The 26,710-nt window shown below is 71.7% G+C and carries 26 protein-coding genes; 9 read left to right on the forward strand and 17 right to left on the reverse strand.

Features of this window, described 5'->3' with window-relative positions:
* Positions 1-1,284 (reverse strand): glycerate kinase (locus tag VJ693_RS17885; protein WP_324156331.1); only part of this gene is annotated, 1,284 nt, incomplete at its 3' end.
* A 22-nt stretch (positions 1,285-1,306) separates the two neighbouring features.
* Entirely contained in the window at positions 1,307-2,617 is a 1,311-nt protein-coding gene (locus tag VJ693_RS17890) for a D-amino acid dehydrogenase (RefSeq protein ID WP_324156333.1), read from the reverse strand.
* 208 nt (positions 2,618-2,825) lie between these two features.
* Between VJ693_RS17890 and VJ693_RS17895 the strand changes: the two genes are divergently transcribed.
* Positions 2,826-3,029 (forward strand): hypothetical protein, encoded by a 204-nt coding sequence (locus VJ693_RS17895; RefSeq protein ID WP_324156335.1) that lies wholly within the window; start codon positions 2,826-2,828, stop codon positions 3,027-3,029.
* A gap of 13 nt (positions 3,030-3,042) precedes the next feature.
* Here the strand turns inward: VJ693_RS17895 and VJ693_RS17900 are convergent, their stop codons facing one another.
* The 5 genes from VJ693_RS17900 to VJ693_RS17920 all read right to left on the reverse strand — a co-directional run bounded on the left by VJ693_RS17900 (position 3,043) and on the right by VJ693_RS17920 (position 7,368).
* Positions 3,043-3,465, reverse strand: coding sequence for a universal stress protein (locus VJ693_RS17900; protein ID WP_324156337.1), 423 nt, complete (start codon positions 3,463-3,465; stop codon positions 3,043-3,045).
* A gap of 77 nt (positions 3,466-3,542) precedes the next feature.
* Positions 3,543-4,382 (reverse strand): metallophosphoesterase, encoded by an 840-nt coding sequence (locus VJ693_RS17905; protein ID WP_324156338.1) that lies wholly within the window; start codon positions 4,380-4,382, stop codon positions 3,543-3,545.
* A 39-nt stretch (positions 4,383-4,421) separates the two neighbouring features.
* Positions 4,422-5,054 (reverse strand): 3-isopropylmalate dehydratase small subunit, encoded by a 633-nt coding sequence (leuD, locus tag VJ693_RS17910; RefSeq protein WP_324156339.1) that lies wholly within the window; start codon positions 5,052-5,054, stop codon positions 4,422-4,424.
* Positions 5,051-6,463 carry a 3-isopropylmalate dehydratase large subunit gene (gene leuC, locus VJ693_RS17915; RefSeq protein WP_324156341.1) on the reverse strand — a complete coding sequence of 471 codons (1,413 nt, stop codon included), beginning with the start codon at positions 6,461-6,463 and terminating at the stop codon, positions 5,051-5,053. Before leuC ends, leuD begins: the two co-directional genes overlap by 4 nt.
* Positions 6,460-7,368, reverse strand: a complete 909-nt coding sequence (locus VJ693_RS17920) for an alpha/beta hydrolase (RefSeq protein ID WP_324156343.1) — start codon at positions 7,366-7,368, stop codon at positions 6,460-6,462. The genes leuC and VJ693_RS17920 overlap by 4 nt, the downstream gene beginning before the upstream one ends.
* A gap of 103 nt (positions 7,369-7,471) precedes the next feature.
* On the opposite strand from VJ693_RS17920, the gene VJ693_RS17925 reads away from it, so the two are divergent.
* Positions 7,472-8,380, forward strand: a complete 909-nt coding sequence (locus VJ693_RS17925) for a LysR family transcriptional regulator (protein ID WP_324156345.1) — start codon at positions 7,472-7,474, stop codon at positions 8,378-8,380.
* Between the two features lies 1 nt (position 8,381).
* Here the strand turns inward: VJ693_RS17925 and VJ693_RS17930 are convergent, their stop codons facing one another.
* Genes VJ693_RS17930 through VJ693_RS17950 form a run of 5 tightly spaced genes read right to left on the reverse strand, consistent with a single transcriptional unit; the run spans position 8,382 to position 14,985 of the window.
* Positions 8,382-9,551, reverse strand: a complete 1,170-nt coding sequence (locus tag VJ693_RS17930) for an ABC transporter permease (RefSeq protein ID WP_324156346.1) — start codon at positions 9,549-9,551, stop codon at positions 8,382-8,384.
* The gene (locus VJ693_RS17935) at positions 9,548-10,705 is read right to left on the reverse strand and encodes an ABC transporter permease (RefSeq protein ID WP_324156348.1); all 1,158 of its coding nucleotides are present in this window, start codon (positions 10,703-10,705) and stop codon (positions 9,548-9,550) included. Before VJ693_RS17935 ends, VJ693_RS17930 begins: the two co-directional genes overlap by 4 nt.
* A gap of 13 nt (positions 10,706-10,718) precedes the next feature.
* Positions 10,719-13,001, reverse strand: coding sequence for a winged helix-turn-helix domain-containing protein (locus VJ693_RS17940; protein ID WP_324156350.1), 2,283 nt, complete (start codon positions 12,999-13,001; stop codon positions 10,719-10,721).
* Entirely contained in the window at positions 12,998-13,687 is a 690-nt protein-coding gene (locus tag VJ693_RS17945) for an ABC transporter ATP-binding protein (protein ID WP_324156352.1), read from the reverse strand. The genes VJ693_RS17940 and VJ693_RS17945 overlap by 4 nt, the downstream gene beginning before the upstream one ends.
* The gene (locus VJ693_RS17950; RefSeq protein WP_324156353.1) at positions 13,684-14,985 is read right to left on the reverse strand and encodes an efflux RND transporter periplasmic adaptor subunit; all 1,302 of its coding nucleotides are present in this window, start codon (positions 14,983-14,985) and stop codon (positions 13,684-13,686) included. Before VJ693_RS17950 ends, VJ693_RS17945 begins: the two co-directional genes overlap by 4 nt.
* A 147-nt stretch (positions 14,986-15,132) precedes the next feature.
* On the opposite strand from VJ693_RS17950, the gene VJ693_RS17955 reads away from it, so the two are divergent.
* Together VJ693_RS17955 and VJ693_RS17960 are read left to right on the forward strand one after the other, a co-directional pair.
* Complete coding sequence (locus VJ693_RS17955; protein WP_324156354.1) at positions 15,133-15,735, forward strand: GNAT family N-acetyltransferase; 603 nt, start codon at positions 15,133-15,135, stop codon at positions 15,733-15,735.
* Positions 15,732-16,208, forward strand: a complete 477-nt coding sequence (locus VJ693_RS17960) for a protein-tyrosine phosphatase family protein (protein ID WP_324156356.1) — start codon at positions 15,732-15,734, stop codon at positions 16,206-16,208. The genes VJ693_RS17955 and VJ693_RS17960 overlap by 4 nt, the downstream gene beginning before the upstream one ends.
* Positions 16,209-16,211: 3 nt before the next feature.
* On the opposite strand, the gene VJ693_RS17965 is transcribed toward VJ693_RS17960, so the two are convergent.
* Genes VJ693_RS17965 through VJ693_RS17975 form a run of 3 tightly spaced genes read right to left on the reverse strand, consistent with a single transcriptional unit; the run spans position 16,212 to position 19,136 of the window.
* A complete protein-coding gene (locus VJ693_RS17965; RefSeq protein WP_324156357.1) occupies positions 16,212-17,480 on the reverse strand; it encodes an alanine racemase in 1,269 nt (422 codons plus the stop codon).
* A 19-nt stretch (positions 17,481-17,499) separates the two neighbouring features.
* The gene (locus VJ693_RS17970) at positions 17,500-18,891 is read right to left on the reverse strand and encodes a D-arabinono-1,4-lactone oxidase (RefSeq protein WP_324156359.1); all 1,392 of its coding nucleotides are present in this window, start codon (positions 18,889-18,891) and stop codon (positions 17,500-17,502) included.
* Positions 18,888-19,136, reverse strand: coding sequence for a c-type cytochrome (locus tag VJ693_RS17975; protein ID WP_324156360.1), 249 nt, complete (start codon positions 19,134-19,136; stop codon positions 18,888-18,890). Before VJ693_RS17975 ends, VJ693_RS17970 begins: the two co-directional genes overlap by 4 nt.
* A 167-nt stretch (positions 19,137-19,303) precedes the next feature.
* Here VJ693_RS17975 and VJ693_RS17980 point away from each other — a divergent pair, with 167 nt between their 5' ends.
* Positions 19,304-19,975, forward strand: coding sequence for a TetR/AcrR family transcriptional regulator (locus VJ693_RS17980; protein ID WP_324156361.1), 672 nt, complete (start codon positions 19,304-19,306; stop codon positions 19,973-19,975).
* Here VJ693_RS17980 and VJ693_RS17985 read toward each other — a convergent pair.
* On the reverse strand, positions 19,947-21,020 hold the full coding sequence (locus VJ693_RS17985; protein WP_324156362.1) for an SUMF1/EgtB/PvdO family nonheme iron enzyme: 1,074 nt from the start codon (positions 21,018-21,020) through the stop codon (positions 19,947-19,949). The genes VJ693_RS17980 and VJ693_RS17985 overlap by 29 nt on opposite strands.
* A 62-nt stretch (positions 21,021-21,082) precedes the next feature.
* Here VJ693_RS17985 and selD point away from each other — a divergent pair, with 62 nt between their 5' ends.
* Complete coding sequence (selD, locus tag VJ693_RS17990) at positions 21,083-22,174, forward strand: selenide, water dikinase SelD (RefSeq protein WP_324156364.1); 1,092 nt, start codon at positions 21,083-21,085, stop codon at positions 22,172-22,174.
* Between the two features lie 11 nt (positions 22,175-22,185).
* On the opposite strand, the gene VJ693_RS17995 is transcribed toward selD, so the two are convergent.
* Complete coding sequence (locus tag VJ693_RS17995; protein WP_324156365.1) at positions 22,186-22,836, reverse strand: GntR family transcriptional regulator; 651 nt, start codon at positions 22,834-22,836, stop codon at positions 22,186-22,188.
* A 105-nt stretch (positions 22,837-22,941) separates the two neighbouring features.
* Between VJ693_RS17995 and scpA the strand changes: the two genes are divergently transcribed.
* From scpA to meaB, 3 genes are read left to right on the forward strand one after another with little or no spacing between them, the layout of a single operon-like run.
* Positions 22,942-25,101 carry a methylmalonyl-CoA mutase gene (scpA, locus tag VJ693_RS18000; protein WP_324156367.1) on the forward strand — a complete coding sequence of 720 codons (2,160 nt, stop codon included), beginning with the start codon at positions 22,942-22,944 and terminating at the stop codon, positions 25,099-25,101.
* Between the two features lie 10 nt (positions 25,102-25,111).
* Positions 25,112-25,579, forward strand: a complete 468-nt coding sequence (locus tag VJ693_RS18005) for a GNAT family N-acetyltransferase (protein WP_324156369.1) — start codon at positions 25,112-25,114, stop codon at positions 25,577-25,579.
* Positions 25,576-26,688, forward strand: a complete 1,113-nt coding sequence (gene meaB / locus VJ693_RS18010; RefSeq protein ID WP_324156370.1) for a methylmalonyl Co-A mutase-associated GTPase MeaB — start codon at positions 25,576-25,578, stop codon at positions 26,686-26,688. The genes VJ693_RS18005 and meaB overlap by 4 nt, the downstream gene beginning before the upstream one ends.
* The last annotated feature ends 22 nt before the right edge of the window (positions 26,689-26,710 follow it).

A 26,710-nucleotide genomic window follows, 5' to 3' on the forward strand; every position in this document is an offset into this window, starting at 1 on the left:
CAGCGCCCCGGCGCTGTCGTTGTCGTCGAGCCGCGAGCGCAGGTCCAGGCCCCGGGCCCGGGCCCGCTCGATCGTCGTCGGGTCGATCCAGGCGCCGGCCGCGCCGGCGCTGCCGTCCAGGCCGTCGGTGCCGGCCGACAGCGCATGGATGCGCGGGTGGCCCTGCAGCGCGAGTGCCAGCGCCAGCGCAAACTCGGTGTTGCGCCCGCCGCGGCCCTTGCCGTCCATCGCGCCCCCGAGGCCGCCGCTCGCGGCGGCTCGCCCCCCGAGGGGGTCAAGAAGCTCGGGAGCGGCCCTTCGCTTCTTGAGCGTGACGGTCGCCTCGCCGCCGGACAGCAGGATGCACGGCGGCACGAACGGCACGCCGCGCTCGGCCACGCTGCGCGCGATGGCGGCATGGGCCAGCGCGAGCTCGCGCGCCTCGCCCTCCATCGCGTCGGCGAGGATGTGGCAGGCCCAGCCGGCGGCGCGGGCTTCCTGCGCGGCGGCCTGCAGCCCGTCCCACGCGCTGCCGACGAGGTGGTGTTCATGCCCCGCCAGGCGTGGGTCGCCCGGCTTGACCGACTCCCATTCGCCACGCTGCCACGCGGCGTGCACGACCGCGCCGGGCTCGATGCCGTAACGCGCCAGCACCGCGCCGGCGTCGGCGCAGGTGCTCGGGTCGGCCAGGGTCGGGCCCGAGGCGACCAGCGCCGGGTCGTCGCCGGGAATATCGGACAGCACCAGCGACACGACGCGCGCCGGGTGGGCCGCCGCGGCGAGCCGGCCGCCCTTGATCGCCGAGAGGTGGCGCCGCACGGTGTTGATCTCGGCGATCGTCGCGCCGCGCGCTAGCAGATCGCGGGTGATGCGCTGCTTGTCGGCGAGGGCCAGGCCAGGCGCTGGCAGCGCGCACAGCGCCGAGCCGCCGCCGGAGACCAGGGCCAGCACGAGGTCGTCCGGCCCCAGGCCACCCACCTCGGCCAGCAGCGCCTGGCCGGCGGCGGTGCTGCGCTCGTCGGGGACGGGGTGACTGGCCTCGACTGCCCGGATGCGCTGCAGCGGCAGCACCGCGCCCGCCGGCACCACGACCAGCCCGCGCAGCGGCGCGTCGGCCGGCCAGTGGGCCTCGACGGCGGCGGCCATCGCGGCGGCGGCCTTGCCGACACCGACGACGACGGTGCGCCCGCGCGGCGGGCCGGGCAGGTGCGGGGGCAGCACGCGCGCTGGATCGGCCGCGCCGAGCATGGCGCGGTACAGGCGTTGCAGCAGCTCGATCGGGGCGGGCAGGGGGGCGGGGTTCATCCGCCCGATTGTGACGAGGATGTCAGGTCGCCAGCGCCACCTGCGGCTTGCGCTGCGGCAGCGCGGGCCCGCAGAAGCCGAAGGCCAGCTGCGGGCGCTTGCCGCTCATCAGCTCGGCCAGCGCGCGGCCGGAGCCGGCACCGTGCGTCCAGCCCAGCGTGCCGTGGCCGGCATTGAGCCAGAGGTTGCCGATCTTGCTGCGGCCGATGTAGGGGATGTTGGTCGGCGTGCTCGGGCGCAGGCCGGTCCAGTAGTTCGGCTCGTTCAGGTCGGCCACGCCGGGGAACAGCTCTTCGTAGCGCTTGACGAGGGCTGCGCAACGCACCTGCGCGGTGTTGCCGGCCAGGCTCTGGTCGTAGCCGGCCATCTCGGCGGTGCCCGCGATGCGGATGTGGTCGCCCAGGCGCGAGATCGCGATCTTGCGCGTGTCGTCGAGCAGGCTGACGACGCTGGCGGCTTCTGGGCGCTTCAGCCGCAGCGTGGCCGAGTAGCCCTTGGCGGGGTAGATGTCGAGGTCGACGCCGATCGTACGCAGCAGCGGCGCGGTGAACGAGCCCATCGCCGCGACGAACTGCTGGCCACGCAGCGTGCTGCGCGCGCCGGTGCGCTGGCAGCCGACGTTCACGCCGCTGATTTCGCCGGCCACGACATCGAAGCCGAGGATGTCGTGCTCGTACATGAACTTCACGCCGCGCTCACGGCACAGGCGTGCCAGCTGTTGCGTGAACACGCGCGCGTCGCCGGACTCGTCGCTCGGCGTGTAGGTGCCGCCGTGGATGTTCGGGCCGAACGCGGCGAGCGAGGGCTCGACCTTCAGCACCTCGTCGCGGCTCAGCACCCGGCGGTCGACGCCGTGCTGGCGCATCAGCTCGGCGCCTTCGGCGCCGGCCTCGAAATCCTGGGCCGACGAGAAGAAGTGCAGGATGCCGCGCTCGAGCCGGTCGTACTGGATGCCGGTCTGCGCGACCAGGCCCTTCAGCGATTCATGGCTGTAGGCGCCCAGCGCCACGAGCTGCTCGACGTTGCGGGCGAAGGCCGCGTCGGTGCATTGGGTGAGGAACTTGATGCCCCAGCGCCACTGGTAAGGATCGAGCCGGGGGCGGAACAGCAGCGGCGAGTCGTCCCGCAGCAGCCACTTCAGCACCTTCAGCGGCGCGCCGGCATTGGCCCACGGCTCGCAGAAGCTGACCGAGATCTGCGCGCCGTTGGCGAAGCTGGTCTCCAGCGCGGCGTCGGGTTGGCGATCGACCACCGTGACCTCGTGGCCTTCTTCCGCCAGGTACCACGCGGTGCTGATGCCGATGATGCCGGCGCCGAGAACGATGACCTTCATGCCTGCCTTTGCGAGAGCGCGTTGTGACAGGCCGCATTCTCGGCAGGCGAGGCTATTTCATGAAGCAATTCTCATGAAATTCAGCAATCATTAGAGTTACTGATGAAGTGCCAAAAGGCGCAACTGACCGTCTTTACGCCTGTGAATGACCGTAACGAATTCTTGCGAGCGGACGAAACTCAAGGCATCACTTCCGATGGAGGCCATCATGTCGAACGCCGCTCACCCCAGCCTGCTGCGCCGCCTGATGGGCCTGAGCGCGCCGCCCCTGGCAGAGCAGGATCCGGCCGACATGGGCACCGCCATCGGCCTGGATTTCTGCCTCGACGAGCCGCCGCCCGAAGTCGTGGCCGCGAGCGCGCCGGCCGGCCCGGCGCAGACCAGCTGGCTGCGCCGGCTGAGCGCCGGCTGACAGGCCAGCTGCCTCAGCGAACCAGCAGCACCGGCGTGTCGCAGTTGGCCATCACCTTGGTGGCCACAGAGCCCATGACCAGATTGCCCAGCGTGCCGTGGCCGTGCGAGCCCATGATCAGCAGGTCGAACTTGCCCTTGCTGGCGACGCCGGCGATGTTGTCGGCCGCATGACCGATCTTGGCGACGAAGTTCGCCTTGAGCTTCTGCCTGTTGAAGAAGCTGCGGATCGGCTTGAAGACCTTCTCGGCCTCGGCTTCGTAGTAGGCGTGCAGGACCGCCTTGTCCAGCGCCGAAGCGGCCCGGGGTGGCACCGCCATCACCGAATGCACGACGGTGTATTCGTGATGCTGGCCAAGCCACTCGTCGTGTGCTGCCAGGTAGGCCAGCATGCGCTTGGTGTACGAACTGCCATCGACGGCGACCAGAATCTTCATGGAGCTCTCCTCAGCAAGAGTGACCCGAGGCAGTGTCGCATGGCAGGTGCGGTGCGGATTGCCTTGCGTCAAGCCGGTCAAGCCGCCGCGGCCGGCACGTCGATCGCGAGCAGGGGCTGGAAGCCTTCTTGCTCGCCCTTGTTGGCGTAGCCCAGCGGGTTGGCCACCACGCGGCAACGCTGGCCCGGCCCGGCACGATAGTCGCTCGGGCAGTGCAGGTGGCCGTGCAGCCACAGGTCGGCGCGCTCGAACAGGCCGTCCAGCGCGTTGCAGAAGCCGGCGGTGCCCGGCGTGAGGCCGTAGCGCGGGTCGGCGCTGCGCAGGCTGGGCGCGTAGTGGGTCACGACGACCGTCGGGCCGGTGTCGAAGGGCTCGGCGAGCGCGTCGCGCAGCCACCGTTGGCACTCGAGCCCCATGTCGCGCCACTGCTCGGCCAGCATCGGCGCGCCGGCGAGGGTGGCCGTGAAACGGCGAAGGTAGAAATTGGCCGCGCGGTAGGCCTTGTCGCGCGCCTGCATCTGCAGCGTCATCGTCGGCTCGCGCTGGGCGAGTGCTTCGAAATCGGTCCACAAGGTCGTGCCGATGAAGCGCACGCCGTCGATCACGAGCACCTCGCGCTCCAGCCAGGTGATGCCCAGCCGATCGCAGGCGGCCCGCAGGCGGGCATGGGCGTCGTCGAACTCCAGACCATCGTACTCGTGGTTGCCGGGCACGTAGAGCACGCGTTGCCAGGGTGCGCCCGGCCGGCCGGGCGCGAAGCGGGCCAGGCCGAACTCGTCGGCGTCGTCCAGCCGGGAGCCCGCCTGGTAGGAACCGACGTCGCCCGCGAGCACCAGCGTGTCGGCGCCGGGCGCGGCGGCCAGCGCAAAGTTCGGGTGACGTTCGAGGTGGAGGTCGGAGGCAAGCTGCAGGCGCATGGCGACATGATCGCAAACCCCGCCCCCGCGTGGGGCTGGTCAGCCCGCGCAGCGCGCCGCCACGTCCTTCAGCCACGGTTGCGCGGCCGCGTGGCGCGCGGCGAAGGCATTGATCTCGTGCTGCCGGCGCAAGGTGGCGCCGAGCAGGTCCAGCCCGTCGATCAGCATCTGCTGGTGGCGTGCCGACAGCACGAACGGCGCGGTGAGCGACGGGCTCGTGATGCTGAGCGTCTGCAGGTCGATGTGCAGCGGCAGCGGGTCGTCGCGGCCGGAGGCTTCCGCGAGCAGGGCCTGCGCATGCGGCGGGCTCACCATCGCCGGCAGCAGGCGGTTGTTGACGGCGTTGGAGTAGAAGATCTCGCCGAAGCTGGCGGCGATCACCGCCTCGAAGCCGAACTGCCGCATGCCCCACACGGCATGCTCGCGGCTCGAGCCGCAGCCGTAGTTCGGGCCGGCCAGCAGCACGTTGACGCCGGCAAAGGCGGGCCGGTTCAGCACGAAGCCATCGCGCGGCCGGCCCGCGGCATCGAAGCGCAGGTCGCGCAGCAGACCACCGGCCAGCCCGGCCTTGTCGATGCCGCGCAGGAACTGCTTGGGCATGATCTGGTCGGTGTCGAGGTTGGCGATCGGCAGTGCCGCGGCGCGGCCTTCGATCGTGGTGCGAGCCGTCATGCCAGCTTCCTCACGTCGGTGATGCAGCCGGTCACCGCGGCGGCCGCGGCCATGGCCGGGCTCATCAGGTGCGTGATCGCGCCACGGCCCTGGCGGCCCTCGAAGTTGCGGTTGGTCGTGCTGGCGCAGCGCACGCCGTCGGCCAGCACGTCGTCGTTCATCGCCAGGCACATCGAGCAACCCGGCTGGCGCCATTCGAAGCCGGCCGCCTGGAGCCGTGCGGCAATGCCTTCGGCCTCGGCCTGGGCCTTCACGGCGCCCGAGCCGGGCACGACCATCGCGCGCACGCCGGGTGCGACGTGGCGGTTGCCGACCACGGCGGCCACTGCGCGCAGGTCTTCGATGCGGCCGTTGGTGCACGAGCCGATGAAGACGTGCTGGATCGGCGTGCCGGCCAGGGGCGCGCCGCCGGGCAGGCCGGTGTAGCGCAAGGCCTGCTCGATGCTCTGGCGAGCCGCCTCGTCGGCCGCGTCGTCCGGCAGGGGAACGCGGCCGTCGACCGGGATCGCCTGGTCGGGGCTGGTGCCCCAGGTCACGTAGGGGGCGATCGTCGCGGCGTCGAAGCGGTGCTCCACGTCGAAGACGGCGCCGTCGTCGCTGCGCAGCGTGGCCCAGTGCGCGAGCGCCGCGTTGCGCTCGTGGCCTGCGATGTCGGGCGCACGGTCGAGCACGTAGCCGATGGCGGCGTCGTCGGGGGCGATCAGCGCGCCGCGGGCACCGGCCTCGACCGCCATGTTGCACAGCGTGAAGCGGGCCTCGACGCTGAGCGCCGCGATGGCGGCGCCGGTGAACTCGACGACGCAGCCGCGCGCCCCTTGCGCGCCGATCCTGGCAATGATGGCCAGGATCAGGTCCTTCGCGGTCGTACCGGGCGGCAGCGTGCCGTCGACCGTGATGCGCATGTCCCGCGCCAGCCGGTAGACCAGCGCCTGCGTGGCCAGCACATGCTCGACCTCGCTGGTGCCGATGCCGAAGCCCAGCGCCCCGAGCGCGCCGTAGGTCGTCGTGTGGCTGTCGCCGCAGATGACCACCATGCCCGGGCGGACCATGCCATGCTCGGGCGCGACGACGTGCTCGATGCCCTGCCGGCGGTCGTTGGTGTCGAACAGCGGGATGCCGTGCCGCTCGCAGTTGCGCTTCAGCTTGCTCGCCTGCAGCGCCGAGGCGGGGTCGTGGATGACGCGCAGCGCCACCGGGTGGGTCGGGATGATGTGGCTGACGACGGCCATGTTCTGCCCGGGCGCCGCGACGCTGACGCCACGCTCGTCGAGCCCTGCAAAGGCCTGCGGGCTGGTGTACTCGTTCATCAGGTGCAGGTCGCAGAACAGCAGCACGTTCTGCTCGTCCAGCGTTGCCACGGTGTGCGAATCGACCAGCTTGCGGTAGAGCGTCTGCGGGGCCTGGCTCATTGGCCGGCTTCCGTCAGGAAGGGCAGGCAGGCGTCGAGCAGCGCCTCGGGCGCTTCCTCCGGGATGTAGTGGCCGCAGGACAGCGCCTGGCCGCGCACGTCGTCGGCCACGCGGCGCCACTCGGCCAGCGGGTCGAAGCAGCGCTGCACGATGCCGCGCACACCCCACAGCACTTGCAGCGGCATGCTCAAGTGCCGGCCGGCGGCGCGGTCGGCGCGGTCGTGCTCGAGGTCGATCGTGGCGGCGGCGCGGTAGTCTTCGCACAGCGCGTGCGCGGCGCCGGGCTGGCTCAGGCAGCGGGTGTACTCGGCCAGCGCGCGTTCGTCGAACGGGGCCAGGCCGGCGTCGCGCGCGCCCATCAGCTCGCGCACGTAGGCACCCGGGTCGGCCTCGAGCAGCCGCTCGGGCAGGGGGGCGCGCTGGATCAGGAAGAACCAGTGCCAGTAGGCGCGGGCGAAGCCCTCGGTGGTCTGCTCGTACATCGCCAGCGTCGGCGCGATGTCGAGCAGAGTCAGGCGGCTCACCGCCTGCGGGTGGTCGGCGGCGAGCCGGTGCGACACGCGCGCGCCGCGGTCGTGGGCCAGCACGGCGAAGCGCTCGTGGCCGAGCGACTGCATCACGCGAAGCATGTCGCGCGCCATCGTCCGTTTGCTGTACGTCGCGTGGTCCGGCGTGCCGGCGGGTTTCGACGAATCGCCATAGCCGCGCAGGTCGGCCAGCACGACCGAGAAGCGCTCGGCCAGCCGCGCGGCCACGCGGTGCCAGATCACGTGCGTCTGCGGGTGGCCATGCAGCACCAGCAGCGGCGGGCCCTCGCCGCCGCTGAGCGCATGGATCTGCACGTCGTCGTCGGTCGGGATGCGGTGCACGGTGAAATCGGGAAAGAACAGGGGGCGGCTGGGCATCGGTGTCTCCTTCGTGCGTGTCGCGGGCATCGTAGGGCGGAAGGCGGCGGAAATGATGTCGCCATTCACACTTCATTGATTCCGTGAGCGACACAATGGCGGCATGGACCCGGTATCCGACCTGAGCTTCTTCGTGCTGCTGGCCCGCGTGGGCAACCTGAGCGCCGCAGCGCAGCAACTCGGCGTGACCCCGCCGACGGTGAGCAAGCGCCTGGCCGCGCTCGAACGCCGGCTGGGCGTGCGGCTGCTGCACCGCACGACGCGGCGTGTCAGCCTGAGTGCCGAGGGCGAGGCGTATCTCGCCGAAGGCTCGCGCCTGCTCGGCGAACTGCAGGTGCTGGAGGAAACCGTGGCCGGCAGCCGCGCGACACCACGCGGCCTGCTGCGTGTGCACGGCACGCTGGGCTTCGGCCGGCGCCTGCTCGCGCCGGCGCTGTCTGCCTTCGGCCGTGAGCACGCCGAGGTCGAGCTGCAACTGCACCTGAGCGACCGGCCCGTGAACCTGGTCGAGCAGGGCTTCGACCTCGCGGTGCAACTGGGCAACCTGCCGGATGCCCGCCTGACCGCACGGCGGCTGGCACGCAACCGGCGGCTGCTGTGTGCCTCGCCGCGCTACCTGCGCGCCGCGGGCGAGCCGGCGCGGCCGGCCGAGCTGGCCGCGCATCAGTGCATCGTGCTGCGCGAGAGCGACGACACCTTCGGCACCTCGCATCTGCGATCGGGCCATCGGCAGGAGACCGTGAAGGTGCGCGGCCGCTTCGCCAGCAACGACGGCGAGGTCGCGCTGCACTGGGCGCTGGACGGCCACGGCATCCTGCTGCGCTCGGAGTGGGACGCCGCGCCCTACCTGCGCTCGGGCCGCTTGGCGCCGGTGCTGCCGGACTGGCGGCCGGCCGACGCCGACGTGTTCGCCGTCTACCCCACCAAGCAGAACCTGTCGGCCCGCACGCGGGCGCTGGTGGACTTTCTCGCGGCGTGGTTCGAGAAGAATCCGCCGCCTCGGTACGACTGAATCAGGCTTCGCGCAGACAGTCGACGATCTTCAGCCGCGCGGCGCGCCAGGCCGGCACGAAGCCGCCGACGAAGCCCATGAACAGCGCGAAGACCAGCGTCTGCGCGGCGATGCCGGGCGTCAGCTTGAACTGGAAGGCGAGTTCGGCGAAGGTCTGGAAGTTGGTCGTCGAGATGTCGACCGCCTGCATCACGCTGGCGCCGGCCAGGCCCAGCACGCCGCCGACCGCGCTGAGCAGCAGGCTTTCCGACAGGAAGGCCAGCAGCACCGCGCTGCGCCGGAAGCCCAGTGCGCGCAAGGTGCCGATCTCGCCGACGCGCTGCGCGACCGCCGCGAACATCGTGATCATCGCGCCGACGATCGCGCCGATCGAGAAGATCACCGACAGCACGGTGCCGAGGATGCGGATGAACTTGGCCAACGCCTCACTCTGCTCCTCGTAGAACAGGACCTCGGGCTTGGCATCGACCTGCAGCCGCGGGTCGGCCGCGATCGCGGCCTGGGTGCGCTCGTGGAGCCCCGCATCGGCCAGGCGGAACACCACCGTCGAGTACGCGCCACGGCGGTAGGACTGCATCATCAGGTCGGCATCGCCCCAGATCTCGGAGTCGAACGCCGTCCTGGCCGCGTCGAAGCTGCCGACGATCAGCCAATCGCGTCCGCCGAAGCGCAGCGTGCTGCCGACCTGCGTGCCCTCGAAGCCGGTGGCCACCGCATGGCCGACGACCACCTCGGCGGTGCCGGGCCGGAACCAGCGGCCCTCGGCCAGCTTCACCTGCGGCCGCAGGGCGGGCCCGGCGGTGCCCATGCCGCGCATCGTCACGTTGCTGGGCTTGCCGGTGCCGCGCTTGGGCAGCGAATTGAGCACCACCGTCTCGCGGGACACCAGCAGCTCGCCGCTGCGGCCGGTGGCGATGCCCGGCAAGGACTCGAGGATGCCCGCCTGCGCCCGGTCGATGCCGCTGTTGATCTCGGCACCGGCGCCCTTGCGCAGCACCAGCACGTTGTCGGCCTGTCCGGTGGCGACCAGCGTGGCGCGAATGCCTTCGCTCATCATCAGCACGGTGGCGAAGGTGTAGACGACCAGCGCCATGCCGGCGGCGGTGAGCAGCGTGGTCACGCGCCGCACCAGGAGGTTGCGGGCGATGTAGCTGAACGGCACCGCCCTCATCCGATGTGCCTCAGGCCCTGCACGATGTCGATGCGGCTCATGCGCCAGGCCGGCCAGGCGGCGGCGACGGTGCCGACGATGGCGGCGGCGCCGATCTGCATCGCCACCGTGGCGGGCTGTACCTTGAACACTGGCAGGAACGAGCCGAGCGCCCCGGCGATGGCGGCCACGGCCGGAAAGGTCAGCGCCAGCCCGAGCCCGCCGCCGATCAGCGCGATCAGCAGGCTCTCGCCGAACAGCAGCCGCACGACGAAGCCGGGCGAGAAGCCCAGCGCCTTCAGCGTGGCGTACTCGGCCATGCGTTCGCGCGCCGTCATCGTCATCGTGTTGGCCATCACGGCCATGATGATCACGATGATGATGTAGCTGACCGCCTCGATCGCCGCGAGGATGGCCTCGCTCATCGAGACGAAGCTGAGCTGGAACGCGGCCTCGGTCTCGGTCAGCGTCTCGGCGGCGGAGTTCTTGAACTGGGCGTCCACCCGCTGCGAGATCAGCGCGGCGTTGTGCGGCTGGTCGATGCCCAGCACGTAGACGCCGACGAAATCGGCCCGCGGCCCGTACTTCTTGCGCAGCGTCTCGTTGATGTACTGCCAGTGGAACAGCATCTGGTTCTCGTCGGTCCTGGCCTCGGCGCCGTCCCAGATGCCGCGCAGCGTGAAGTTCCAGGTGCCCGAGTAGATCGTGCCGCGGATGGGGATCTGGTCGCCGACCTTCCAGCCGTAGGTACGGGCCAGCTTGCGGCCGACGATGGCGCCCTGGCGATCGCGCAGGAAGGCCTGCTTCTCGTCGTCGCTGAGCACGTACTCGGGATAGAGCTTCAGGTAGCTCGCCGGCTCGACCGCAAACTGCGGGAAGAAATTGCGTTCGGTCTGGTAGACGCCGCCGAACCAGTTGGCCCAGGAGATCGTCGTGACGCCGTCGACGGCCTTCAGCCGCTGCGCGTAGCTCAAGGGCAGCGGGAAGGTCAGCGACACCGAGCTGCGGGTGATGAGCCGCGTGCTGGAGCTGGCGGCGACGCCGGCGTACCAGGCGTCGATCAGCGTGCGCAGCAGGCCGAAGGCACAGACGGCGACGACCAGGCCGACGATGGTCAGCGCCGTGCGCAGCTTGTGCCGGAAGGCGTTGAGCAGCAGCAGCTTGAGCAGGAACATGGCGGGCGGGTGCTCAAACCCAGGTCGGCAGCCGTGGCGACATGGGCAGCGCTGCGGTGCTGCTGTGGGGCAGGTCGCCACCGGCTGCGAGGTAGTGTCGGCCCAGTTCGGCCCAGAAGGCCGGCATCGCGCTGCCGAGCGCGTCGGCCAGGCGCTCGTGCCGCTCGCGGGCTTCGGCGAAGCGCTGCTCGGCCCAGGCGAGCCGGGCGCACAAGGCCTGGCCGACCGGGTGCTCGTCGAGCCACGCATCGAGCCCCTGGACCAGGGCGTGCGCCTCGGCCGGCGCACCGGCCTCGGCGGCCAGCCAGGCGCCGTCCAGGCTGGCGTGCGCGTGCCACCAGCCCAGCGGGGCGATGCCGCGGGCCTCGCGCAGCTTGCGCAGCGCGGCGTGGCGGTCGCCACGAGCCAATGCGACCTGGGCCTCGCAGTGCAGCGCGGCCGCCTGCAGGTTGGGGTCGTGGTCGGCATGGGGGCCGGTGCGCATCTGCGCGCAGGTGGCCAGCGCCTGCTCGGGTTGGCCGGCATGCAGCTGCGCCGCCGCCAGCAAGGGCAGCACGAAGTGGTGCTCCAGCCCCCGACCCGCGCCCCGCGCATGCGCGGCGGCTTCCTGCAGCCGATCGGCGGCCTCGGCGTATTGCTGCCGGGCGATCGCGAGCTGGGCCCGGCCGACGAGCTGGTACATCGGGTTCATCACCGTGGCATCGGCGTGGACCTGCTCGAGATCGCGCAGCACGCGGGCCAGGTGGTGTGGCTTGCGCATCTGCCGGTACAGGCCGCACAGCATCGAAGCGGATACCGCGGTGCTGGCCCAGACGTTCATGTCGCGTGACAGGGACAGCGCGAGTTCGCCGTGGCGCTCGGCCAGGTGACACAGCCCGAGGCTGCCACTGGCGTTGGCGTAATTGCACTCGGCCCGCGCCTGGCCGACCAGGATGCCGTGCTGGCGGTACAGCTCGGCGGCCTGCCCGGCGTGGACCCAGGCTTGTCGCATGTCGCCGGTCGTGGCCTCGAGGATGACTTGCGTCGACAGGGTCCGGATGCGGTCGAACACGTTGCCGCTGACCTGGCACAGCGCCTCGGCCCGATCGAGCATCCTGGCGGCCGTCGGCCAATCGAGCTGGCCCAGCGCCAGCTCCGCGCGCAGCAGGCCGAGGTTCAGCCGCCAGGCGGTGGACTCCTGCCCTTCCGCGGCTTGCAGGGCCTCGTCCAGGTGCACCCGGGCGTGATCGTTGAGCCGGCGCTTGAGGTAGGCCTGGGCCAGCTCGAGCTGCACGTCGGCTTCCAGCGCCCGATTGTCGCCGTCGCGGGCGGCTTGCAGCAGCGCGTGCCCGGTGTCGAATGCGGCGTTGTCGTCCAGCGCCACCAGGCTGCGCAGGCGCTCGAGCCGCGCGACCGGGTGATCCGGCTCGATCTGCAGCACGGCATCGAGCAGGCTCAGTGCGACATGCCACTTGTTCTCGGCCGCCGCCTGCATCGCGCGGCCCAGGGTCCAGGTGGCGGCGCTGCTGCCGCCGTCGAAGCCGGCGAAGTGCGCCGGTGCACGGGGCTCGACGTCCGATTCCAGCCGCGCTGCCAATGATCGGGCCAGCTGCAGCAAATCCGGCCCGGCGAGCTGCTCGCTCACCGTGCCGGCTGGCCCGGCCAGCGTGACATCGAGGCGGTAGCCGCCCTCGCCGCCGGCGATGGCGGCATGCACGACGCGTTGCACGCCGAGCAGGCGGTGCAGCGCATTGGCGCGCTGCGCCAGCGTCGAGTCGACCGGCAGCGTTCGCAGCGCCGCCAGCACCGAGGTGATGGCCGACACCTCGAGCCGGCGATCGGCGGCCAGGGCCCGCTGCACCATCGTCACCAGGCCCAGCTCGACCCAATCGAGGTCGGGCTCGCCGGTCTGGTTCTCGAACGGCAGCAGGGCCAGGGCGCAGCCGGTCGGCGCCGGGCTGGGAGCCAGGGCGATGGGGGGCGTTTCCGGTGCATCCGTCGTTACCTGGACGGTGCCGCCGAAGCGGTAGCCGATGCGGTGGGCGGTGCTGATCAGCACCGCGGCCGGGTCCTTGTCCTCGATCAGCCGGCGCAGCTTCAGCATCGCGCTGGCGATCGCGCCCGGGGTCACGCAATCGCCGGCCCAGACTGCGTTGAGGAGCTCGTCCTTGGAGATGACGCGGTGGCGGTGGCGCAGCAGGTAGACCATCAGGTCGAACGGGCGGCGCTCGATCGGGCGGACCGCGCCGTCGACGAGGAGCTCCCGCGTCGCCACGCGCAGCTCGCAGCGGCCGAACCTGTAGACGTCTCGGCTCATCGATCCACCAGCACGCCCTTCTCGAGGTGGATCATGCGCTGCGCCTTGGCCGCGGCCTTGGGGTCATGCGTGACCATCACGATGGTCTTGCCGAGCTCGCGCACCAGGCGGGCCATCAGTTGCAGCACTTCTTCGCCCGTCACGCGGTCGAGGTCGCCGGTCGGCTCGTCGGCCACGATCAGCTGCGGGTCGGTGACGAGGGCGCGGGCGATCGCCACGCGCTGCTGCTGGCCGCCCGAGAGCTCGTTGGGCCGGTGGTCGGCGCGGTCGGTCAGCCCGACCAGCGCGAGCAAGGCCTCGACCCGCGTTGCGCGTTCTCGCGACGACAGGCCGGTCAGCAGCAAGGGCAGCTCCACGTTCTCGAATGCCGTCAGCACCGGCAGCAGGTTGTAGAACTGGAAGACGAAGCCGACGTTCGCGGCGCGCCAGTCGGCAAGGTGGCTTTCGCCGAGCGTGGCGATGTCGACCCCCGCGATCTCGATCGTGCCGCTCGTGGGCTGGTCGATGCCGGCGATCAGGTTCAACAGCGTGCTCTTGCCCGAGCCCGAGGGCCCCATCAGCGCGACGAACTCGCCGGCCTGCACGTCGAGGTTGATGTCCAGCAGCACGGGGATGGACTGGCCGCCACGCCGGTAGGCCTTGCTCAGGCCGCGGATGCGGATGAGGGGAACGGCGCTGGTGTTCACTTGGCCGCCACCGTCACCGCCGCGCCGGGCTTGAGCCCGGCATCGGGGCTCAGCACGATGCGGTCGCCGCGCTGCAGGGTGCCGGGCGCCACCTCCTGCGCGTCGCCCAGCATGCGGCCGGGGGTGACGGGAACAGCCTCGAGCTTGTCGCCGCTGCCGATGCGAAAGACCACCTTCTTCCCGTCACGCTCGGCAATCGCCTTCGGGTTCACCGCGATCACCGGTTTCTGGTCGGCATCGGTCGGGGCCTGCGAGAGGAAACTCACCTTCGCGCTCATCTCGGGCAGCACGCGCGGGTCGAGCTTCTCGAAGCGCACCTTGGTCATCACGGTGGCCTTGGCGCGGTCGACGGTGGGCACGATGCGCGAGACGCTGCCGCGAAAGCGCACGTCCGGCAAGGCATCCAGCGTGATCTCGACCGGCTGTTCGGCCTTGACCTTGCCGACGCTGGATTCGGACACGTCCGCCTCGACCTCCAGCGTCGACAGATCGGCCATCGTGACCACCGCGCCCGAGGTGCCCACGGCGTTCGAGAACGGCGTGATCAGGTCGCCGACGTTGGCGTTCTTGACCAGCACCACGCCATCGAACGGCGCGCGGATCTCGGTCGAATCGCGGTTGACCAGGGCGACCTTCACCTGGGCCCGCGCCTGGCCGACGGCGGCGCGCGCGGTGGCCTGCGCCGCCTGCGCGGCGGCGGTGCTGGCGGCGGCGCTGCGCGCGCGGGTTTGCGCCGCATCGAGCGCCTGCGGCGAGATGAAGCCTTGCGCCGACAGGCCCTGCGTGCGCTTGAGCTCGTCGTCGGCATTGGCCTGCTGCGTCTGCGCCAGCGTCAGGTTCGCCTCGGCCTGCTTCAGCGCAGCCTCGCTCTGCCGCACCGCGGCCTCGCTGACGCCCAGCGTGGCGCTGACGTCCGCCGCATCGAGCCGCGCCAGCAGCTCGCCCTTCTTGACGAGGCTGCCCTCGCGCACGTTGAGCTCCACCAGCCGCCCGGTGGCCTTGGACGAGACGGCGGCGCGCCGCTGGGCGACCACGTAGCCCGAGGCGGCGAGCTGGTTGTACTGCTGCGAGGGGTAGGCCGTCTGCACGGTGGCGGCCTGCACCTCGACCTTGCGCGGCACGACGACGGCGGCGCCGGCGCCGAGCACGGCCAGCGCACCGACGACCCAGGGCCAGCGGCGCCGGCGCCGCGCGCGGCCGCCGGCCTGGCGGTCGATCTTCATCGCGGCAAGGCTGTGCGCGGCTGCGCTCGGCGCGGCGGGTGACGGGTCGGGGTGGGCGTTGCTCGTGTCGGCCATGGTCTGGTCTTGTGCTCCCGGGGGCGGCGGGCCCTGCAAGGTGCGCAGCATGCCACGAGTGCAAGCGCCCGCCGGGCGCGCTCCGTCAACGGTTTGCCATGGGTCAGGCGGCTTGCCAATCGGCGTGGTCCGCGGCATCGTGCCGGGATGGACAACCAAGGCATTTCCATCCAGCCGATGGCCCCCGCCTGGCAGGCCGCCTGGCTGGACTTCTTCGACCACGTGGCCTTCGCCGACAACCCGCGATGGGCCGGCTGCTACTGCCAGTTTCCGACCGCCGACCACCAGGCGATCGACTGGAAGGACTGCAGCGCCGCCGACAACCGGGCGCGTGCCTGCACGCGCATCGGCGCCGGGCACCAACACGGGGTGGTTGCGGTAGACGAGGGCGGTCGCGTGGTCGGCTGGTGCCACGCCGGGCCGCGGGCCGATGTGACGATCTGGGACGACGAGGGTGACCCGGCCGGGGCATCGCGGCTCGGGGCCATCACCTGCTTCGTGGTGGCGCCGGGCTGGCGTGGGCGGGGGATGTCGCAAGCCCTGCTGCGCGGCGCCTGCGATCAACTCGCGGCCGAGGGCTTCGAGGCCGTGCAGGCCTGGGCCCGGCCGGGCGAGACCTCGCCGACCGCCAACCACGCCGGCTCGTTCACGCTCTACCAGCGCGCCGGCTTCACGGTCTGGCGCGACGGCGTCGACGGGGGCGTGCTGCTGCGCCTGCGCTTGCAGCGGCCCGGAGCGCCGGCCCCATGAACCTTCGCCCGGTCCGTCTGCCGGACGAGGTGCCCGGTACGCTGTGGCTGTCGGCCATGCCCGGCCGCTGGGAGCCCTGGCCGAGCTTCGCCGACGAGGCCCGGCGCGTCGGCCTGGCCTTGACGCTGTGCCTGACCGAGCCCGAGGAAATCGCGACCGTGTCGCCGGCCTACCGCGCGGCGCTGGATGCCGGCCGGATGCCGGGGCGCTGGCTGAACGTGCCGATGCGCAATTTCGGTGTGCCCGACGAAGCGGCCGAGCTGCGCGAGGCGGTGCAGGCCGCCGTGCAGAGCCTGCAGGGCGGCGAGGCGGTGCTGCTGCACTGCGCCGCCGGCCTCGGCCGCACCGGCATGGCGGCGGCGTGCGTGCTCAAGCGCCTGGGCCTGCCGGTCGACGAGGCGCTGCGCCGCGTGCGCGATGCCGGCTCGAACCCGCAAAGCGCGCTGCAGTCCGGCCTGATCGAGTGGTTCTGAAGGCTACGCCGAGGCGGGAAGGACCGGCCAGTGCTCGACCGGCTGGCCTTGGTCGATCACGACGATCGCGCCGAACTGCAGAAACAGTGCTTCGCTCTGGCGCGGGCGCAGGAAGACCCAGTCGCCGACAGCCAGCGGGACCGACGGCGAGGCGACCAGCACCTGCTGGTTCGACGACGCCCCGTACAGGCCGCTCGGCGCCACGCCGGGCGGCGAGACCGGGTCGGCCAGCCAGTGGCCGCCGTGGATCGCGAGCGCGCGGCGCTGGTTCACGTCCCACCAGCCGGCCAGGCGCGAGACGGTCTCGGCGCCGACCGGCAGCCGGAACTCGTCCATGGTCTTCAGCACCGGCGTGGCGATGAACGCGGCGGGCTCGAGCATGGCGAGCGAGGGCTTGTCGAAGTCCGATGGCTTGACGGCGGCCGAGCCGACCGAGAGCTCGTTCGGGGCGTGCCGGTCGTCGTGCAGGTGGAAGGTGGGCGAGCCGGCGGTGTTGAGCGTCCAGGCCGCGTCGGCGGGGCCCAGGCGCTCGCGGGCCAGGGCCAGCATCGCGGCGTAGCGGCGCTGCGCCTCGGCCTGGGCGCTGGCGCGGTTGCCGGCCAGGTCGGGGATGGCGGCCAGGTGCGCGTCGTAGCCCATCAGGCCGGCAAAGTGCAGCAGCGGCTCGTTGCGCAGCAGGCCCAGCATGGTCGCGAGCTGGTTCCCGGTCTCGACGCCCCCGCGGTGCAGCCCGACGTCGATCTCGATGTTGATGCGCATCGGCTGGCCCCGGCCCTTGGCCAGCACGGCGTACTCGGCCAGCCGCTCGGGCGTGTCGACCAGCCACTGGATCTGCCGGCCCGGATCGAAGCGTGCATCCCCCGGCTGCTCGAGGGCCCAGCGCGCGGCCGACGCCGGCAGCGGCTTGCCGAGCAGGATGTCGACGTCGGGCCGTGCCATCGCGACCAGCGCGAGCTGCGGCGCATTGAACAGCATCACGCGGCGCGTGGCCCAGGCGGCCATGGCCGCGTCGAGCAGGCCGAGCGCAGGCAGCGACTTGACGACCACGCGCAGCGGCAGCTTCGGGTGCGCGGTCTGCCGGATGCGGCCCAGGTTGGCCCGCAGGCGCTGGCGGTCGACGACCAGCGTCGGCATCGCCGGCAGGCCACCGAGCGCGCGCTGCAGGCCCTCGAAATAGGCGAGGGCCGGACCGCCGGCATCGGCAGGCCGGGCCAGCCAGGCGCCGGCCGCGCCGGCGGCAGCGGCACCCAGCAGCAGGTGGCGGCGTTTCATGGTCAGTCCTGTGCTCGGGTCAGGCTTCGCCGAAGAGGCGCTTCAGGTAGGGGTTCAGCATGCGCCCGTCCGGGTCCAGCGTGCGGCGCACGCGCTGGAAATCGGCCCAGCGCGGGTAGAGCGTGTGCTGCTCGGCCGCGCTGCGGTCGTGCAGCTTGCCCCAATGGGGGCGCCCGGCATGGCGGCGGTAGATCGCGCCGATGTCCTTGACGAGGTAGTCCCAGGGCTCGTCGTGCGCGGCGTGCACGGCGATCGAGCAGCTGTCGCGGCCGTGGAAGGGCGACAGCCAGGCATCGTCGGCCGCCACGAAGCGGAACTCGATCGGGAAGTAGGTGTCGTCGCGCCGCTCCAGCTCGGCCAGCACCTCGCGCAGGCAGGCGATGCCCTGGTCGCGCGGCACGTGGCACTCGGTTTCGTTGAACCGGCTGGGCCGCTGGGTCGACAGCAGCTTCCACGACCAGTCGGTCGTCTCCTCGTGCATCGCGGGGTCGATGAAACGCTGCGCGACCCAGTGGCGCAGCGCGGGCCAGCGGCCGAGCCAGTCGCGCAGGTGGCGCAGGTCGCGCAGCACGTCCTCGTCCGGCGCGGCGGCATGCGGCAATGGCGGCGTGTTCACCTCGTCGTGGGTGATCGCCGCGCCGTAGCCGGTGTGCGGCAGCAGGAAGCATTCGAATTGGCGGTGCGCGGCGGCCAGCGTGGGGACAGCCTGCAGCAGGTCCTCGGTGGGCATCATCCAGACTCGGCGCTGCAGCACGTGGCGCGGCCGCACACGGAGCGTGACCTCGCTGACCACGCCCAGCGCGCCGAGCGAGACCTGGGCGGCGGCGAAGACCTCGGGCTGCTGCTCGCGGCTGCAGACGAGGCGTTCGCCGCGGGGCGTCAGCAGCACGAGCTGGACGGCTTCGGCGTGCAGCGCGGGCAGGCGGGCGCCGGTGCCGTGGGTGGCGGTGGCCAGCGCGCCGGCGAGCGTCTGCGCATCGACGTCGGGCAGGTTGTGCAGCGCCAGGCCGACCGCATCGAGGGCGCGCGACGCCACGGCCAGCCGCGTGCCCGCGCCGAAGGTGGCGGTGCCGGCGGCGGCATCGTGGGCGCGCAGGCCCGCCAGGCGGTCGAGCGACAGCAGGCTGCCCTCGGTCGGCACGAGCCGGCTGAACGAATGGCCGGCGCCCACGCAGCGCAGCGGGGCCGGTGCGCTGCGCAGCAGGCCCAGCACCTCGGCCTCGCTGGCGGGCACCTGCCAGGTGGCGGGCTGGCAGGCCTCGAGGCCGGACCAGTTGTGCCAGCGCGGCACGGCCGGGCGCGCCGCGCTGGCGGCGGCCACCGAAGCCGGCGGCGTGGCGGCGGCGAGCGGGCGCAGCGCCGCCGCCACGCCGGCGGCGCCCAGGCCCTGGAGTAGACGACGTCGGCTCATGGTGCCTTGCTTCCTTGAAGATGGGCAATCAGTGCGGCGAGATCCTCGTCGCTGCATTCGGGGCACCAGCCCATCGGCGGCATGGCGCCCTTGCCGGCGCGCACACTGGCCACCAGCGCGGGCAGGCCGGCGGCGGCGCGGGGCGACCACGCCGCGCGGTCGCCGCGCTGCGGCGCGCCGCTGGCGGCCACGTCGTGGCAGTTGGTGCAGGCGCGTTCGTAGACCGCGGCGAGGCGGGCATCCAAGGGGGTGGGTGGCGCGGGTGGCGCGGGCTCGCAACCGGCCAGCGGCAGCAGCGCTGCCCACAGAAGGGCCCCGTGTCGAGGCCACGAAGAAGGGCGAGGCAGGGAAAACATAGCTATAACTATCGTATAGCCATCACTAGAATTCCAGACCGGGACAACCCTGAGCCATGAGCAAGACCGCCACCAAGCCCCAACCGGACGCCGGCCCCGACCTGCGCCAGAAGACCGTCCCGCGCCAGGGCCGCGCGCTCGAAACCTACGAGCGCATCCTCGGCGTGGCGGCGGAACTGCTGGGCGAGGTCGGCGTCGAGCGCCTGTCGACGAACCTGGTGTGCGAGCGCGCCGGCCTCACCCCGCCGGCGCTGTACCGCTACTTTCCGAACAAGTACGCGCTGCTGCACGAGTTGGGCGAGCGCCTGATGGCGGCGCAGAACCAGCTGCTCGAAGCCTGGGCCACGCCGGCCACGATGGCGCTGCCACGGGCGAAGTTCGAAGACAGCGTGGTGGCGCTTTTCGCGCAGACGCTGCAGGTCACCGAGGCCGAGCCGGCCGGCGTGTGGATCACCCGGGCGCTGCGGGCGGTGCCGGCGTTGCAGGAGGTGCGCATCGCCTCGCACCGGCACGTGACGCGGATCATCGAGGATGCCTTCATGGCGGCGCACCCGCAGGCGCGCCGGGCCGAGGTGCAGATCTTCGCGCGGCTTGCGGTCGAGACCGCCTATGCGACGCAGGAGATGCTGTTCGACGACCCGGGCCTGGACCCGCTGGCGGTCGGCCGCATGCTGGCCTCGATGATCGGCAGCGAGTCGGTCAAGCTGCGTCGAGCGGACAGGATCTGAATCCGCAGAAACCGTCGTTGCGGTCGGCGGCACGGCACATCGACGCAGGCTGCTGCCGAAGCCGGGGCGCGGTGGCGAACGAGGCGCCGATCAGGCCCGGGGCGCCGTCGGGCTCGTCGGAGGCGACCCACTCCCAGACCTGCCCCCAGTGGAAGGCGTCGTCGCCATCCTGCGCCCCGCGCCACTCGGCGGCGCGGGGCAGGCGCCGGCCGGCCCAGCGGCACCAGGCTTGCGCCTCATGCCAGCTCAGGTGCATGGCCGGCAGGGCGCGATCGAGCGGCACCCACCGGCCGAAGCGCGCGCGCTGCAGCGGCGTGTCGTCGCCCGCTTCGGGGGCGCCCAGGTGGCGCGGGCGCACCAGGCCCAGCCGCTTGCGCCAGTCCCACCCTTCGTCGCTCCAGAACTCGCGCTGCTCGTAGCCGCCCGCGTCGACGAAGGGCAGGTAGCGCGCCCAGCTCACCGGTGCCGCGTCGATCGCCGCCGCGCCGGTGTCGGCCACGGGTGATTCGTCGGGGTCGTCCGCCGCGGCGCCGGGGTCGATGCCCAGCGTCTGCGCGATCGCCAGCCACTCTTCGTGCAGCCGATCCTCGGCGTCGAGCACGCGGGTGAACAGCGCCAGCGCGGCCTCGCGGCGTGCGGCGGCCTGCAGCAGCACCAAGGTCTGCTCGCGCGTGCGGCGCGCCCAGTCGGCGATCGGCGCCACGCCAGGCAGCGGCTGGTGCCAGCGCGCCGGATGGTTGACGCGGCGGTCGTCGAACCAGACGTCGGCCTTCGGCAGCAGGGCCACCGGCGCGCGTGCGGTGATGGCGTTGTCGCCGTCGCCCGCCATCAGGCCGGGGTTGCGGGCGATCCAGAAGCCCTCGTACCAGGCCAGGTGGCCCAGGTCCCACAGCGGGGGGCTCAGCTCGGGCAGGTAGCGGGGATAGGTGTCGGGGCCGATCGCGCGCTGCAGGCGCTCGAACAGCGCCAGCGTGCGGCCGCGGGCCGCGGTGAATTCGGCCGCCAGGGCGGCGGCGGTCCAGGGGGAATCGAGGGAGGTCGTCATGGCGGCGGGGCAGGGCGCGGATTATCGCGGCCCGGCCATCCGACTGGCGTTAACCTCGGCGGATGACGACGCCGACCCCCACGACCTCCAACCACCCCACCCCCCGGCTCACCTCGCTCTCGCACGGCGGCGGCTGCGGCTGCAAGATCGCGCCCGGCGTGTTGAGCGACATCCTGCGCGGCACCGCCGGCATGCCCGTGCCACCGCAGCTGCTGGTCGGCATCGAGACCGCCGACGACGCGGCGGTGTGGAAGCTCAACGACGAGCAGGCGCTGATCGCGACGACCGACTTCTTCATGCCCATCGTCGACGACCCGTTCGACTTCGGCCGCATCGCCGCGACCAATGCGATCTCCGATGTCTATGCGATGGGGGGGCGGCCGATCATGGCGCTGGCCATCGTCGGCATGCCGGTCGGCGTGCTCGGCACCGAGGTGGTCGGCCGCATCCTGGCCGGCGGCGAGGCCGTGTGCCGCGCCGCCGGCATCCCGATCGCCGGCGGCCACACGATCGACTCGGTCGAGCCGATCTATGGCCTGGTCGCGCTGGGCCTCGTGCACCCGCAGCGCGTGCAGCGCAACGCCGGCGCGCGGCCGGGCGACCGGCTGGTGCTGGGCAAGCCGCTGGGCGTGGGCATCTACTCGGCGGCGCTGAAGAAGGACCGGCTCGATGCGGCGGGCTACGCACGCATGGTCGAGACGACGACGAAGCTGAACACGCCCGGCCCGGTGCTCGCGGAACTGCCGGGCGTGCACGCCATCACCGATGTCACCGGCTTCGGCCTGGCCGGCCATGCGCTCGAGATGGCGCGCGGCGCCAGTGCGCGGGTGGTCATCGACTGGCCGCGGGTGCCCTTGCTGGGCGGCGTGCGCGAACTGGCCGCGCAAGGCATGGTCACCGGCGCCAGCGGCCGCAACTGGGCCGCCTATGGCCACGACGTGGCGCTCGACCCTGCACTGGACTTGACCGAGCGCGCGCTGCTGACCGACCCGCAGACCAGCGGCGGGCTGCTGGTGGCCTGTGCGCCGGAGGCGGTGGGGGCGGTGCTCGCGGTGTTCCGCGAGCAGGGCTTCGGCGAGGCGGCCGAGGTGGGCGGCGTCGAGGCGGTCGGTGCCGGGGCGCCGGGGCTGACCGTGCGCACCGCAGCGCGCTGAACCCGGGGGCTTCAGCGCGGCGTGGCCGCTGCCAGCCCGTTGTCGAAGTGTGCGCGCATCAGCCGCGCAGCGGCCTGCACATCACGCGATTCCAGCGCCTGCATCACCGCGCGGTGCTCGGCCAGCGATTCGGCGATGCGGCCCTGCTTGAACAGCGAGTGGTGGCGGTTCAGCTTCATCACCTTGCGCAGGTCGCCGACGATCTGGCTGCGCCAGCGGTTGCCGGCAATCGCCAGCAGGCGCAGGTGGAACTGCTCGTTGGCGGCGAAGAAGGCGTCGCGCTGGCGGGTCTGCTTCTCGAGCTTGTCGTGCAGCGCGCGCAACTCGGCGATCTCGGCCGCGCTGGCGCGTTCGGCCACCTCGGCGGCGGCATCGGCCTCGAGCAGGCCGAGCAGGCGGTAGACCTGGCGCACGTCGTCGGCCGACATCTCGGTCACGTAGGCGCCGCGGCGCACCTTCATCGTCACCAGGCCCTCGACGGCCAGTACCTTCAGCGCCTCGCGCAGCGGGGTGCGGCTGATGCCGTACTCGCTCGCGAGCTTGAGCTCGTCGATCCAGCTGCCGGGCTCGAGCTCGCGGTTGAAGATTTGCTCACGCAGGCGCTCGGCCACCTGCTGGTACAGGGCGCGCGGGGCGAGCAGGGTGTCGGCGTCGGCGGGCATTACGTGGAATTGCTGTCAGGGCGATGTCAAGCTTGAATTCATAATTATGCATAACGTATCATGCATGGCAAGCGAAGTTCGGCGCCTTGCGGCCCAGGAGATTCCATGAGTACCCCCCCTGAGTTCACCCCTGCCACGCTGGAGCAATGGGCCAAGGCGGCCGCCAAGTCGGCCCCAGGCGGGGATGTGGCGGCGCTGAACTGGGTCACGCCCGAGGGCATCGCCGTCAAGCCGCTGTACACGGCGGCCGACACGGCGAAGCTGCCGCACGCCGACACGCTGCCCGGCTTCGAGCCCTTCATCCGCGGCCCGCAGGCCACGATGTACGCGGTGCGGCCATGGACGATCCGGCAGTACGCGGGCTTCTCGACGGCCGAGGAGTCGAATGCGTTCTACCGCAAGGCGCTGGCCGCCGGCGGGCAGGGCGTCAGCGTGGCCTTCGACCTCGCCACCCACCGCGGCTACGACTCCGACCACCCGCGCGTGACGGGCGACGTCGGCAAGGCCGGCGTGGCGATCGACTCGGTCGAGGACATGAAGATCCTGTTCAACGGCATCCCGCTGGACAAGGTCTCGGTGTCGATGACGATGAACGGTGCCGTGCTGCCGGTGCTGGCGGGCTACGTGGTCGCGGCCGAGGAGCAGGGGGTTGCGCAGGACAGGCTCTCGGGGACCATCCAGAACGACATCCTCAAGGAGTTCATGGTCCGCAACACCTACATCTACCCGCCCGAGCCGAGCATGCGGATCATCGGCGACATCATCGAGTACACGGCGCAGAAGATGCCGAAGTTCAACTCGATCTCGATCAGCGGCTACCACATGCAGGAGGCCGGGGCGAACCAGGCGCTCGAGCTCGCCTTCACGCTGGCCGACGGCAAGGAGTACGTGAAGACCGCGCTGGCCAAGGGGCTGGACGTCGACGAGTTCGCCGGTCGCCTGAGCTTCTTCTGGGCGATCGGGATGAATTTCTATCTCGAGATCGCCAAGATGCGCGCGGCCCGCCTGTTGTGGACGCGGATCATGAAGGCCTTCGACGCGAAGAACCCGAAGAGCCTGATGCTGCGCACCCACTGCCAGACCTCGGGCTGGAGCCTGACCGAGCAGGACCCGTACAACAACGTCGTGCGCACCACGATCGAGGCGATGGCGGCGGTCTTCGGCGGCACGCAGTCGCTGCACACGAACAGCTTCGACGAGGCGATCGCGCTGCCCACCGAGTTCAGCGCGCGCATCGCCCGCAACACCCAGCTCATCATCCAGGAAGAGACCCACATCACCAACGTGGTCGATCCCTGGGCCGGCTCGTACCTGATGGAGACGCTCACGCAGGAGATGGCCGACAAGGCCTGGGCGATCATCGAGGAGGTCGAGGCCATGGGCGGCATGACCAAGGCAGTGGATTCGGGCTGGGCCAAGCTGAAGATCGAGGCCAGCGCGGCCGAGAAGCAGGCCCGCATCGACTCGGGCAAGGACGTGATCGTCGGCGTCAACAAGTACCGGCTGGCCAAGGAAGACCCGGTCGACATCCTCGAGGTCGACAACGTGATGGTGCGCGAGCAGCAGGTCGCGCGATTGAAGCAGATCAAGGCCTCGCGCGACACCGCCAAGGTCCAATCCGCGTTGCAGGCATTGACCGACGCGGCGCGCTCCGGCGGGGGTAACCTGCTGGCGCTCAGCATCGAGGCGATGCGCCTGCGCGCGACGGTGGGCGAGATCAGCGATGCGCTGGAGGCGGTGTTCGGCCGCCACCGCGCCGACATTCAGAAGGTGACCGGTGTGTACGCAGCCGCTTACGACTCTGCCGAAGGTTGGGACAAGCTGAAGGCCGAGATCGACGCCTTCTCGGCCGAGGCCGGCCGCCGGCCGCGCGTGATGATCGCCAAGCTGGGCCAGGATGGCCACGACCGCGGTGCCAAGGTGGTCGCCACCGCCTTCGCCGACCTCGGCTTCGACGTCGACATGGGCCCGCTGTTCCAGACGCCCGAGGAGTGCGCGCGCCAGGCGATCGAGAACGACGTGCACGCCGTGGGCATCAGCACGCTGGCGGCGGGGCACAAGACGCTGGTGCCGGCGATCATCGACGCCCTGAAGAAGCAGGGTGCCGACGACATCATCGTCTTCGTCGGCGGCGTCATTCCGCAGCAGGACTACGGCTTCCTTTACGACGCCGGCGTCAAGGGCATCTACGGCCCGGGCACGCCGATCCCGGTCAGCGCCAAGGATGTGCTGGAGCAGATCCGCGCCGCCCAACACCTGGCCTGAGGGCTGCACCATGCCGTCTCCCACCGTGCCCGACCGTCCCGACCTGGCGCTGACGCCGGCCGGCGACGCCGACTTCGAAGCGCTGCTGTCGCTGCGCCTGGCCGCGATGCGCGAGAGCCTCGAGCGTGTCGGCCGCTTCGACCCGCAGCGCGCGCGCGAGCGCCTGTCGCGTGGCTACCTGCCGGCCTTCACGCGGCACATCCTGCGCCGCGGCGAGCTGGTCGGTTTCGTCGTCGTGCAGCCGCGCGAGAACGACCTCCTGCTCGACCATCTCTACATCCACCCCAATGCGCAGGGCGAGGGCATCGGCTCGTGGGTGCTGTCGCAGGTGCTGAAAGAGGCCGACGCGCAGAACAAGGCGGTGTCGGTCACCGCGCTCAAGCACAGCGATGCGAACCGCTTCTACCTGCGGCACGGCTTCGTGCTGAAGGCCGAGGGCGAGTGGGACCTGTACTACCTGCGCCCGGCCAGAGAATGACCCCCCCCCGTAGCGCCTTCAGCGCTCCCCCCCAGGGGGGCGCCGCGAGCGGCCCGGCGGAGCCGGTTCCGCCGCGTCCGCTCGACGGCGGCGCGGCCCTGCCCGCCGCGGACGCTGCGTTGTTGGCGCAGTTGCTCGGCCGGGACGCTCTGCCGCGCCGGCGCGCCATCGCCAAGACGATCACGCTGCTCGAATCGACCCGCGCCGATCACCGCCTGCGGGCCGACGAACTGCTCAATGCGCTGCTGCCGCACGCCGGCCGCTCGTTCCGCCTGGGCATCTCGGGCGTGCCGGGCGTCGGCAAGTCGACCTTCATCGAGGCGCTGGGGCTGCACCTGATCAGGCTGGGGCACCGGGTGGCGGTGCTGGCGGTGGACCCGTCGTCGTCGGTCTCGGGCGGCTCGATCCTCGGCGACAAGACGCGCATGGAACAGTTGTCGGTCCACGAGGCGGCCTACATCCGCCCCAGCCCGTCGAGCGGCACGCTGGGCGGCGTGGCCGAGCGCACGCGCGAGAGCCTGCTGGTGTGCGAGGCGGCGGGCTACGACATCGTGATCGTCGAGACGGTGGGCGTCGGCCAGAGCGAGACGGCGGTCGCCGGCATGACCGACATGTTCGTGCTGATGCAATTGCCCAACGCCGGCGACGACCTGCAGGCGATCAAGAAGGGCGTGATGGAGCTGGCCGACCTGGTCGTCATCAACAAGGCCGACCTCGACGAGGCCGCGGCCACCCGGGCGCGGGCGCAGATCACCTCGGCGCTGCGGCTGTTCGGGCTTCACGGCCACCCGGATCATGCGCACCACGACCAGAAGGCCTGGCACCCGCGTGTACTGCAGCTGAGCGCGCTCAAGGCCACGGGGCTCGCCGACTTCTGGCAGGCCGTGACCGAGTTCAAGAGCCTGCAGACCGCCAACGGCCGGCTCGCCGCGCGCCGCCACGCCCAGGATGGAGCCTGGATGTGGGAGCGCATCGACGCCGGCCTGAAGGCGCGTTTTCGCGCGCACCCGGCCGTGCGCGAGCAGCTTGCCGTCATGGCCGGGCAGGTGCGTGCGGGCACGCTGGCCGCCTCGGTGGCCGCGCGCCGCCTGCTCGACTTGTTCCACTGACATCCGAATCCGTACCGAGGAG

This window comes from Ideonella sp. (assembly GCF_035254525.1).
Taxonomy (GTDB): Bacteria; Pseudomonadota; Gammaproteobacteria; order Burkholderiales; family Burkholderiaceae_C; genus Ideonella.

Excerpts from the sequence above, each read along its gene's own strand:
- scpA (WP_324156367.1), top strand. The coding sequence starts at position 22,942 with ATGAGTACCCCCCCTGAGTTCACCCCTGCCACGCTGGAGCAATGGGCC.
- VJ693_RS17935 (WP_324156348.1), bottom strand. The coding sequence starts at position 10,705 with ATGTTCCTGCTCAAGCTGCTGCTGCTCAACGCCTTCCGGCACAAGCTG.
- VJ693_RS17955 (WP_324156354.1), top strand. The coding sequence starts at position 15,133 with ATGGACAACCAAGGCATTTCCATCCAGCCGATGGCCCCCGCCTGGCAG.
- VJ693_RS17900 (WP_324156337.1), bottom strand. The coding sequence starts at position 3,465 with ATGAAGATTCTGGTCGCCGTCGATGGCAGTTCGTACACCAAGCGCATG.
- VJ693_RS17965 (WP_324156357.1), bottom strand. The coding sequence starts at position 17,480 with ATGAAACGCCGCCACCTGCTGCTGGGTGCCGCTGCCGCCGGCGCGGCC.
- VJ693_RS17930 (WP_324156346.1), bottom strand. The coding sequence starts at position 9,551 with ATGAGGGCGGTGCCGTTCAGCTACATCGCCCGCAACCTCCTGGTGCGG.
- VJ693_RS17920 (WP_324156343.1), bottom strand. The coding sequence starts at position 7,368 with ATGCCCAGCCGCCCCCTGTTCTTTCCCGATTTCACCGTGCACCGCATC.
- VJ693_RS17950 (WP_324156353.1), bottom strand. The coding sequence starts at position 14,985 with ATGGCCGACACGAGCAACGCCCACCCCGACCCGTCACCCGCCGCGCCG.
- VJ693_RS17925 (WP_324156345.1), top strand. The coding sequence starts at position 7,472 with ATGGACCCGGTATCCGACCTGAGCTTCTTCGTGCTGCTGGCCCGCGTG.
- VJ693_RS17940 (WP_324156350.1), bottom strand. The coding sequence starts at position 13,001 with ATGAGCCGAGACGTCTACAGGTTCGGCCGCTGCGAGCTGCGCGTGGCG.
- VJ693_RS17905 (WP_324156338.1), bottom strand. The coding sequence starts at position 4,382 with ATGCGCCTGCAGCTTGCCTCCGACCTCCACCTCGAACGTCACCCGAAC.
- VJ693_RS17890 (WP_324156333.1), bottom strand. The coding sequence starts at position 2,617 with ATGAAGGTCATCGTTCTCGGCGCCGGCATCATCGGCATCAGCACCGCG.
- VJ693_RS17980 (WP_324156361.1), top strand. The coding sequence starts at position 19,304 with ATGAGCAAGACCGCCACCAAGCCCCAACCGGACGCCGGCCCCGACCTG.
- selD (WP_324156364.1), top strand. The coding sequence starts at position 21,083 with ATGACGACGCCGACCCCCACGACCTCCAACCACCCCACCCCCCGGCTC.
- VJ693_RS17985 (WP_324156362.1), bottom strand. The coding sequence starts at position 21,020 with ATGACGACCTCCCTCGATTCCCCCTGGACCGCCGCCGCCCTGGCGGCC.
- leuC (WP_324156341.1), bottom strand. The coding sequence starts at position 6,463 with ATGAGCCAGGCCCCGCAGACGCTCTACCGCAAGCTGGTCGATTCGCAC.
- meaB (WP_324156370.1), top strand. The coding sequence starts at position 25,576 with ATGACCCCCCCCCGTAGCGCCTTCAGCGCTCCCCCCCAGGGGGGCGCC.
- VJ693_RS18005 (WP_324156369.1), top strand. The coding sequence starts at position 25,112 with ATGCCGTCTCCCACCGTGCCCGACCGTCCCGACCTGGCGCTGACGCCG.
- VJ693_RS17960 (WP_324156356.1), top strand. The coding sequence starts at position 15,732 with ATGAACCTTCGCCCGGTCCGTCTGCCGGACGAGGTGCCCGGTACGCTG.
- VJ693_RS17895 (WP_324156335.1), top strand. The coding sequence starts at position 2,826 with ATGTCGAACGCCGCTCACCCCAGCCTGCTGCGCCGCCTGATGGGCCTG.
- VJ693_RS17995 (WP_324156365.1), bottom strand. The coding sequence starts at position 22,836 with ATGCCCGCCGACGCCGACACCCTGCTCGCCCCGCGCGCCCTGTACCAG.
- leuD (WP_324156339.1), bottom strand. The coding sequence starts at position 5,054 with ATGACGGCTCGCACCACGATCGAAGGCCGCGCCGCGGCACTGCCGATC.
- VJ693_RS17970 (WP_324156359.1), bottom strand. The coding sequence starts at position 18,891 with ATGAGCCGACGTCGTCTACTCCAGGGCCTGGGCGCCGCCGGCGTGGCG.